The sequence below is a fragment of the Bacillus sp. XT-4 genome, assembly GCF_050864245.1.
Taxonomy (GTDB): Bacteria; Bacillota; Bacilli; order Bacillales; family Bacillaceae; genus Bacillus; species Bacillus altitudinis.
This window is the reverse complement of sequence record NZ_JBPAFI010000001.1, coordinates 681,381-681,693: the sequence shown is the minus strand read 5'-3', so window position 1 is coordinate 681,693 and position 313 is coordinate 681,381. Positions and strand designations below refer to the sequence as shown.

Below are 313 nucleotides of genomic sequence, written 5' to 3'. Positions count from 1 at the left end.
CGGAGAGCTGGGAGACATTAGATGTGATTCAGTCACATCCGCACGCCATTGCGCAGTGTCATCAATTTTTGAAGAGACAGTTTCCTAATATCCCGCATCGGCCAGTGGAATCAACAGGCTATGCAGCGAAATACATCAGTGAGCATCCAGATGAAGCTGTTGGTGCGATTGCGAATGAAATCGCCGCAAAAACGTACGGATTGACGATTGCGAAAAAAGACATTCATGATTATCCGCACAATCATACACGTTTTGTCATTTTACATAAAGAGGCGAAGGCATCGTTCCCAATGAATTCTGGTTTTTCTTCAAA

Annotated in this window: 1 protein-coding gene; it reads left to right on the top strand. The window is 44.1% G+C overall.

What is annotated here, in order from left to right; genetic code table 11:
- Nucleotides 1-23 precede the first annotated feature (23 nt).
- Nucleotides 24-313, top strand: a 290-nt coding sequence (locus tag ACRRMM_RS03635) for a prephenate dehydratase domain-containing protein (RefSeq protein ID WP_432450787.1), incomplete at its 3' end; no start/stop codon positions are given.